This is a genomic window from Pseudoalteromonas sp. G5_S1_54_S4 (genome assembly GCF_054968565.1).
In genome coordinates, this window is the sequence record NZ_JBQKUL010000084.1 from 1 (window position 1) to 7,132 (window position 7,132).

General features: G+C 38.4%; 8 protein-coding genes. 6 read left to right on the plus strand and 2 right to left on the minus strand.

The window, feature by feature from the left end:
- Positions 1-51: 51 nt before the first annotated feature.
- The 3 genes from ACTRWE_RS18565 (at position 52) to ACTRWE_RS18575 (ending at position 2,321) form a co-directional block, all read left to right on the plus strand.
- Positions 52-321, plus strand: a complete 270-nt coding sequence (locus ACTRWE_RS18565) for a hypothetical protein (RefSeq protein ID WP_262976451.1) — start codon at positions 52-54, stop codon at positions 319-321.
- 277 nt (positions 322-598) lie between these two features.
- Positions 599-1,405, plus strand: a complete 807-nt coding sequence (locus ACTRWE_RS18570; RefSeq protein ID WP_013463207.1) for an alpha/beta fold hydrolase — start codon at positions 599-601, stop codon at positions 1,403-1,405.
- A gap of 4 nt (positions 1,406-1,409) precedes the next feature.
- Entirely contained in the window at positions 1,410-2,321 is a 912-nt protein-coding gene (locus ACTRWE_RS18575) for a sensor domain-containing diguanylate cyclase (RefSeq protein ID WP_262976450.1), read from the plus strand.
- A 68-nt stretch (positions 2,322-2,389) separates the two neighbouring features.
- Here the strand turns inward: ACTRWE_RS18575 and ACTRWE_RS18580 are convergent, their stop codons facing one another.
- Positions 2,390-3,430, minus strand: coding sequence for a metal-dependent hydrolase (locus ACTRWE_RS18580; RefSeq protein WP_262976449.1), 1,041 nt, complete (start codon positions 3,428-3,430; stop codon positions 2,390-2,392).
- Positions 3,431-3,542: 112 nt separating this feature from the next.
- Entirely contained in the window at positions 3,543-4,430 is an 888-nt protein-coding gene (locus ACTRWE_RS18585; RefSeq protein WP_064663040.1) for a LysR family transcriptional regulator, read from the minus strand.
- 115 nt (positions 4,431-4,545) lie between these two features.
- Between ACTRWE_RS18585 and ACTRWE_RS18590 the strand changes: the two genes are divergently transcribed.
- From ACTRWE_RS18590 to ACTRWE_RS18600, 3 genes are all read left to right on the plus strand, one after another.
- Positions 4,546-5,718: an MFS transporter gene (locus ACTRWE_RS18590; RefSeq protein WP_462880468.1), complete on the plus strand. Its 1,173-nt coding sequence runs from the start codon at positions 4,546-4,548 to the stop codon at positions 5,716-5,718.
- A 147-nt stretch (positions 5,719-5,865) separates the two neighbouring features.
- Positions 5,866-6,681: a 2,5-didehydrogluconate reductase DkgB gene (gene dkgB / locus ACTRWE_RS18595; RefSeq protein ID WP_013463211.1), complete on the plus strand. Its 816-nt coding sequence runs from the start codon at positions 5,866-5,868 to the stop codon at positions 6,679-6,681.
- A 59-nt stretch (positions 6,682-6,740) separates the two neighbouring features.
- Positions 6,741-7,028: a putative quinol monooxygenase gene (locus tag ACTRWE_RS18600; protein ID WP_290187358.1), complete on the plus strand. Its 288-nt coding sequence runs from the start codon at positions 6,741-6,743 to the stop codon at positions 7,026-7,028.
- Positions 7,029-7,132 lie beyond the last annotated feature (104 nt).

The window sequence follows — 7,132 nt, forward strand, 5'->3', positions numbered from 1 at the left end:
GTTTCGGCAAAAAAATAATAAAAATTTAAACACGTAGAATAGAGGTAGTTTATGAGTGACGCTCAAACGAAACAGGACCAAATCGACCAAGGAGTTATGGACACTCTTAGGGAGCGCGATCATAGTGTATTGGCAAAACAAGTTGACTCACTCGCATGTTCTCATAACGATATCATCGAATTGCTTGCTCATTATTTAGCATTAAGCGAACAAGAAGATGATGAGTTATTTGATGACTGGTTTGACTCTCTTTCAAAAGAACAACACACCGTGCTAAAAGTATTTGAAGTATATCGCGGACAGTATGAGCGCCAAAACTAACTGTTTGTATTAGGCATATTAATTAGTCATTATGCTAACACTGGTTATACGATTGTAATTTAATGTTAAAAAGGCATTGTTTTTATAGATAAGCGAAATAATTAATTACACTTATTCAATACAATAGTATGTACTTTGGCCCTTGATTATTTTTCAACTAACTAATTGATGTTTAAAGCTTTATAATAAGTTAAACTACATTTAGTGTTAAAATAGTAGTTTCGGCTCGTAGTTGAACTACCATTAATAAGTTGAAATAAGAAAGGGATAATTCAGCATGCAACATTTAAATGAAATACTCAGCAGAAACAACGTCAAAATAATTGGCAAGGGTGATAAAACCTTAGTGTTGGCTCACGGATTTGGTTGCGACCAAAACATGTGGCGATTTATTATTCCTGCCCTTGAACAACATTTTACTTTAGTGCTGTTTGATTATGTAGGCTCAGGTAACTCTGATGTGTCTAAATATAATAAACAGCGCTACTCAACCCTTGATGGGTATGCCAAAGACGTACTAGAAATATGTGCCGCACTTGAACTTACCGATATTACATTTATAGGCCACTCGGTTAGTGGCACCATTGGCGCACTTGCTGCCATTGAGCAACCAGAGCTATTTTCTAAGCTGGTTATGGTGTGCCCCTCACCGTGCTTTTTAAATTTACCCCCTGATTATTTTGGTGGATTTGAAAAACAAGACCTTCACGAATTACTAAACCTAATGGATAAAAATTACATTGGTTGGGCAAATTATTTAGCGCCTCTAGTAATGGGCAACTCTCATCCAGATGAATTTATAGCGGAACTATCGGGAAGTTTTTGCTCAACCGATCCCCTTATTGCAAAAACCTTTGCAGAAGCCACGTTTTTATCCGACTACCGTTTTATACTTGAACATATAAAACAGCCTACTTTAATTTTACAAAGTGAAAATGATGCTTTAGCCGCGCCTTCTGTTGGGGAGTTTGTAGCGAATGAAATTTCAAATGCAACACTTAAGGTTATTAGTGCGCATGGCCACTGTATTCATATGACGCACCCAGAAACAGTCAGCCGTTTAATTTTTGATTTTGTGAGTTAGCCACATGTCACTTGATAAAGTAGATGAAAAGCTTGCTGATTATTCCGCAGATCACTTTTTAAATGGTGCATTAGTGACAAATGCAGATAACATTATTGTTTATGTAAATACTTATTTTCAAAAGGAATTACAGTGGAATTGTAATGAGCTTATTGGCAAGTCGGTTGATAAAATTATAACTAAATCATCAAAAATATTTTTACAAAGTTATGTGCTTCCTACCTTACTGCATGAAAAAGCGTGTCAAGAAATGCAGTTAATTATGCTCAGCGCCCAAGGCGAGCGTATGGCCGTTACCGTTAATGCTCAGCTTGATGAAAAGGGCTATATATACTGGAGCTTTTTTAACGCGACTCAGCGAGATAAGCTTTACGACGAGCTGATTAAAACACGGGAAAAGTTAGAAGCGCAAACTGAACGCTTACAATCTTTAGCGTCTACCGATGAGTTAACCAATTTATTAAATAGAAGAGAGATGAATTGCCGCAGTGTGCTGTTACTCGAACAGGCTATGCGATCAAAGCAGTCGGTTGCATTATTAATTATCGATATTGATAATTTTAAAGTCGTTAATGATACCTTTGGGCATTTAGAAGGGGATCGAGTTTTAAAAGAGTTGGGGCAACGTCTTAAACATTTTGGTCGACAAACCGACCTTATTTCTCGTTACGGCGGTGAAGAGTTTTTAATTATGGTGCCAGATACAAATAAAGCAGATACTTTGTCATTTTGCCAAAGGCTGCATTTATTAATTGCTGAAATTAAAGTAGGTAATCGCCCAGTAACCGCCAGTATTGGGGTAAGTTTGAGTACTGCGAAAACGACGTTTACTGATTTATTTGCCCAAGCCGATAATGCGGTATATGAAGCCAAAGAGCGCGGAAAAAACAGAACCCAATTATACGATAACCCCTAACTAAATAGAGGTAAACTCAACAAGGTATTGAGTTGAGTTTACTCAAAAGATGGCAGTTATAGTTGGTATTATTGCTCTACACAATTATTTTTTGCTAATGGCGATGCCAATACGGTATCGGGGTGCCAAATTCTATCCCATATTTTAGGTAGGTTGTTTAAGTTGGGTCTTTGACTTATTTTTTCAAAATTACCGACACTGATTGCTGAGCCATCTTTCTGACCGACAACAAAATTAAACACATAAGCACACTCCATGCCCATGCGTAAATCAGAGAGAATAACTTTGTCTTGCTGCTCGCGAACGGAATAAAACCCTTTTGTAAACCACTGCAAGCGTTTAACACCCCATTCATTTTTAATCTCGTTTAGTAAAGAAGGGGTTGTTTGGTATGCATTTAAGGTAACCTCGTTGGGTGTATCAAACACCGATGCATAGCCTTCATAATATTTCCCATCCGACATCACAACCACCCGCCAAAGTAAAGTAGTAAACGGTGCTGGAGTGCTAATGTATTCATTGACTGTGATGTCTTTGTTTTGCAGCGCAGTGTTGACTTTATCGTCAATAACAACTTTAAGAATAAGCGAACAACATAAATAGAGAGTACTTACTGTGAGCGTAATTGCGGTAATTTTGTAGGCGATTGGGGCGGTTATTTTTGGTATTAAAGTGCCTATAACCCCTACTAATAGCAGTAACGTGTAGAGGGGATCAATAATAAACATATTTGAAATTGCAAACGGATGCTCTGTAAGTGGCCACATTAATTGCGTACCGTACACAGTAAGTGCATCCAATAGTGCATGGGTTGATAAACACAAAAACACTAACCAAAACCAACGTGTTTTATACGCTTGCATGCCAGTGTGTATTTTTAAAATTAGCCAAACAATCAAAGGGCTAATTAACAAGTGCACAAAAAATGAATGGCTAAAGCCACGGTGATAAGTAAATGCTTCAACACTGCCGCCATAGGGTAAAAACACATCTAAATCGGGTAAAGTGCCCAAAATAGCGCCCCATAACACCGCTTTGCGGCCCACTTTGTTACCTAATACTGCGTACCCTACAGCGCTACCTAACGCAACTTGTGTTAAAGAATCCATACTACCTCATCTAAATAATGCAACTTCAATGTATATACTGATACTGATCTTAAAACCGTCATTATTATATTTTATTTCATTAAGTGGCTTTTAAAATGATTTAAAAAGCGATTTATAAACTCAATCGCGGTTGTATAAAATCTAAAAAAGCAACGATACGTGAAGAAACCGCCCCATTTTTGTAATAAACGCCATAGATAGACTCTCGGTTATTAGGGGTTTTTATACTCTGGGGTAACACCTCTACTAATCGTTTAGAAGCCAAATCTTCGGCAATCATAAATTGTGAGAGTAGTGCTATACCTTGATCAGCAATACATAAATGCCTAATGGTTTCGCCGCTGCTAGCTCTTAAATCAAAGTGCAGTGATAACTCATGTTTTAAAGGCCATTGATTGAGTTTGTTGGGCTCACTGAAGCCAATTAGATTATGGTTTTTAAGATCTGAAACCTGCTGTAACGGTGGCGCATTATTTAAATAACCTGCGCTTGCGACCAATTTCAATTTACTTTGGCCTAATTTACGCGCATGAAGGTTTGAATCTTTTAAGTCACCAATGCGGATAGCTAAATCTGTTTTGCGCTCAAGTAAATCAATAATATTGTCATGTGAGGTAATATCGAGGGTGATTTGTGGGTACTGCTTTTTAAACTCATTAACTAGAGGTGCTAGTTGATGTAAAACAAATGGGCTTGCTGCATCTATACGCAAATGCCCTTTTGGAGCTTGCTTAAGTAGGTTAATTGTTTCTTCGGCGCAAAGCAGCGTGTTTAAAGCCTTTCGCGCATATTCTATGTATATATGCCCTTCCTCGGTAAGTTCTAAGCGGCGTGTTGTTCTATTTAGTAATGTGCAGTTTAGCCTGCTTTCAAGACGAGATAGTGCTCTTGAAACCTTAGCTACATTTAAATCAAGTAAACTAGCCGCACCGGAAAAACTGCCACAATCAACAATGGTAATAAACATTTCTAGATCTTCAGTTTTAGCTTGAACAGGCATAAATTCACTCATTTATATTTGCAAAATAAACAAAAGTATTTTGCCATTTATGCCATTTATTGCAAAGGCATTTTTACTCACACTGTACATCTATTTTAAAAATGAGGATGTAACTATGCCATTGGCTTTATGGGCGCTTACCTTAAGCGCATTTGCAATTGGAACAACAGAGTTTGTTATAGTGGGTTTAGTGCCAACTATTGCAAACGATTTAGGCGTGAGCTTACCATCAGCAGGCTTACTAGTGAGCTTATATGCGGTTGGTGTAGCTATTGGCGCACCGGTTCTCACTGCATTAACGGGTCGCTGGAACCGAAAAGTGGTACTTATAAGTCTTATGGGCTTATTTGTTATGGGTAACTTATTAGCTTGGCAAGCCCCTAGCTACGAAACGTTAATAATAGCACGCATTTTAACTGGACTTGCTCACGGTGTATTTTTCTCTATTGGCTCAATGATAGCGACAAGCTTAGTAAGTAAAGATAAAGAGGCTAGCGCAATTGCAATTATGTTTACCGGCCTTACGGTAGCGCTAGTAACGGGTGTGCCATTAGGTACTTGGATAGGGCAGCACTTTGGTTGGCGCGCTACATTTTTAGTGGTGTCATCACTTGGTATTATCGCTTTAATTGGAAGTGCTGTATTAGTACCTAAAAATTTAAAGCAATCAGTACCGGCAACCTTTAAAGAGCAACTTCAAGTTGTTACTAAACCTAGATTACTGCTTGTGTATTTAATGACAATTTTAGGCTATGGCGGCACGTTTACTGCGTTTACTTACTTGGCCCCCATTTTAGAGCAGCAGACTGGATTTGCATCTTCAACAATTGGCATAATTATGCTGGTATATGGTGTCTCAGTGGCTGTTGGTAATATATGGGGTGGAAAATTAGCTGACAAGCGAGGCTCGATCAGTGCGCTGAGCATTATTTTTAGTGCACTTACTGTAATTCTACTGATATTTACTTTTACCATGGAGTCAAAGGTTGCTGCCGTATTAACCATATTAGTTTGGGGGGCATTTGCATTTGGTAATGTACCTGGTTTGCAGCTTTATGTTGTTAAGCAAGCTCAGCAACATACTCCTAACGCAGTCGATGTTGCATCTGGATTAAATATAGCAGCATTTAATATTGGCATAGCATTGGGTTCTATTACGGGGGGCCTTGTAGTAGAGCACATGGAACTAAAAGATACCGCATGGATTGGCGCCGTTGTTTCATTGCTGGCTTTAATAGTCACCCGGTACAGTGGCAGGCTAGATAAACAAAATGTTCAGGCTAAATAAAGCGAAACTTATGTAGGTTAGTCTTGAAATAAAAATGAATGACCTCAGTATTTTCATGAGGTCAAAATTTTAAATCAAAAAGTAATCGGTGTATTTAGTAAACGCGACGTTTGAATTTTAAACCAATTATTTAATAAGGATAAAGCTATGACACAACGTGTAATTGAAATGCCAGACTTAGGTATGGGTACTTTTCGTTTAGAAGGTAAAACTGCTTATGAATCTGTAAAAATGGCGTTAGAAGTAGGATTTCGTCATATTGATACCGCGCAAATTTATGGTAACGAAGAGCAAGTTGGTCAAGCCATTAAAGACAGTAATATTCCCAGAGATGAGTTATTTATTACTACCAAAGTATGGAACAATAAACTCAATAAAAACGACTTTATCGCAAGTGTAGAAAAATCATTAGAAAAGTTACAAGTTGACTCGGTTGATTTATTGCTAGTTCACTGGCCTGCACCATCAAACAATGAGCCTATGAGCGAATACCTGACTGAGCTACTAAAAGCTAAAAAGTTAGGGTTAACCAAACATATAGGTGTATCAAACTTCACTATTGCGAACTTAAAAGAAGCGATGCAAACGTTAGACTCGCGTGAAATATTTACTAACCAAGTAGAAGTGCATCCCTATTTAACCAATACCAAACTGCGCGCCTTTTGTGCTCAACATGACATACATGTAACAGCCTATATGCCGTTTGTGGTTGGTAAAGTGTTAAACGATCAAACCATAATAGATATTGCTAATAAACACGATGCAACGCCAGCGCAAGTGGTTATTGCATGGGAAAATGCGAATGGCATGACCACAATTCCATCATCGACCAAGCGTAAAAACTTAGAAGATAACTTTAACGACAAGGTAAAACTTGATGATGAAGATATAGCGCGAATTGATGGCCTTGATTGCAACGACCGCCAAGCAACGCCTGACTTTGCACCGCAGTGGGATCAATAAGCCAAAACCAAAAGAGGTGCAGTTGAGCTGCACCTTTATTTTTTTAACAAGGAACACCTATGTTAACGGTAATTGCCACACTATCGAGTGAAAATAGCGATGCAGAGCGCCTCTTAACCGAGCTCGAAAACTTACAACAGTCCTCGCGCCAAGAAGTAGGCTGCCTGCGTTACGAGCTATCAGTTAAAAACGATGCTGCGCAAACTATCTATTTAGTGAGTGAGCAATGGGCGTCTAATGAGCATTTCGAAGCCCATAAAAACGCACCACACTTTAAAGCCTTTGGTGATGCAGTCGGTACATTTATTACCTCTACTAATATTGATGTGTATAAAACCATTGGTTAGCAGCACAAAGCTAATGCCCAAGTAGGGGCTGTAACTTACAGCTCCCTTTTTAAATGTCATTTCCAAATATCACTTCTTGCAGCTGCTTTCTTAAACCCAAAGAT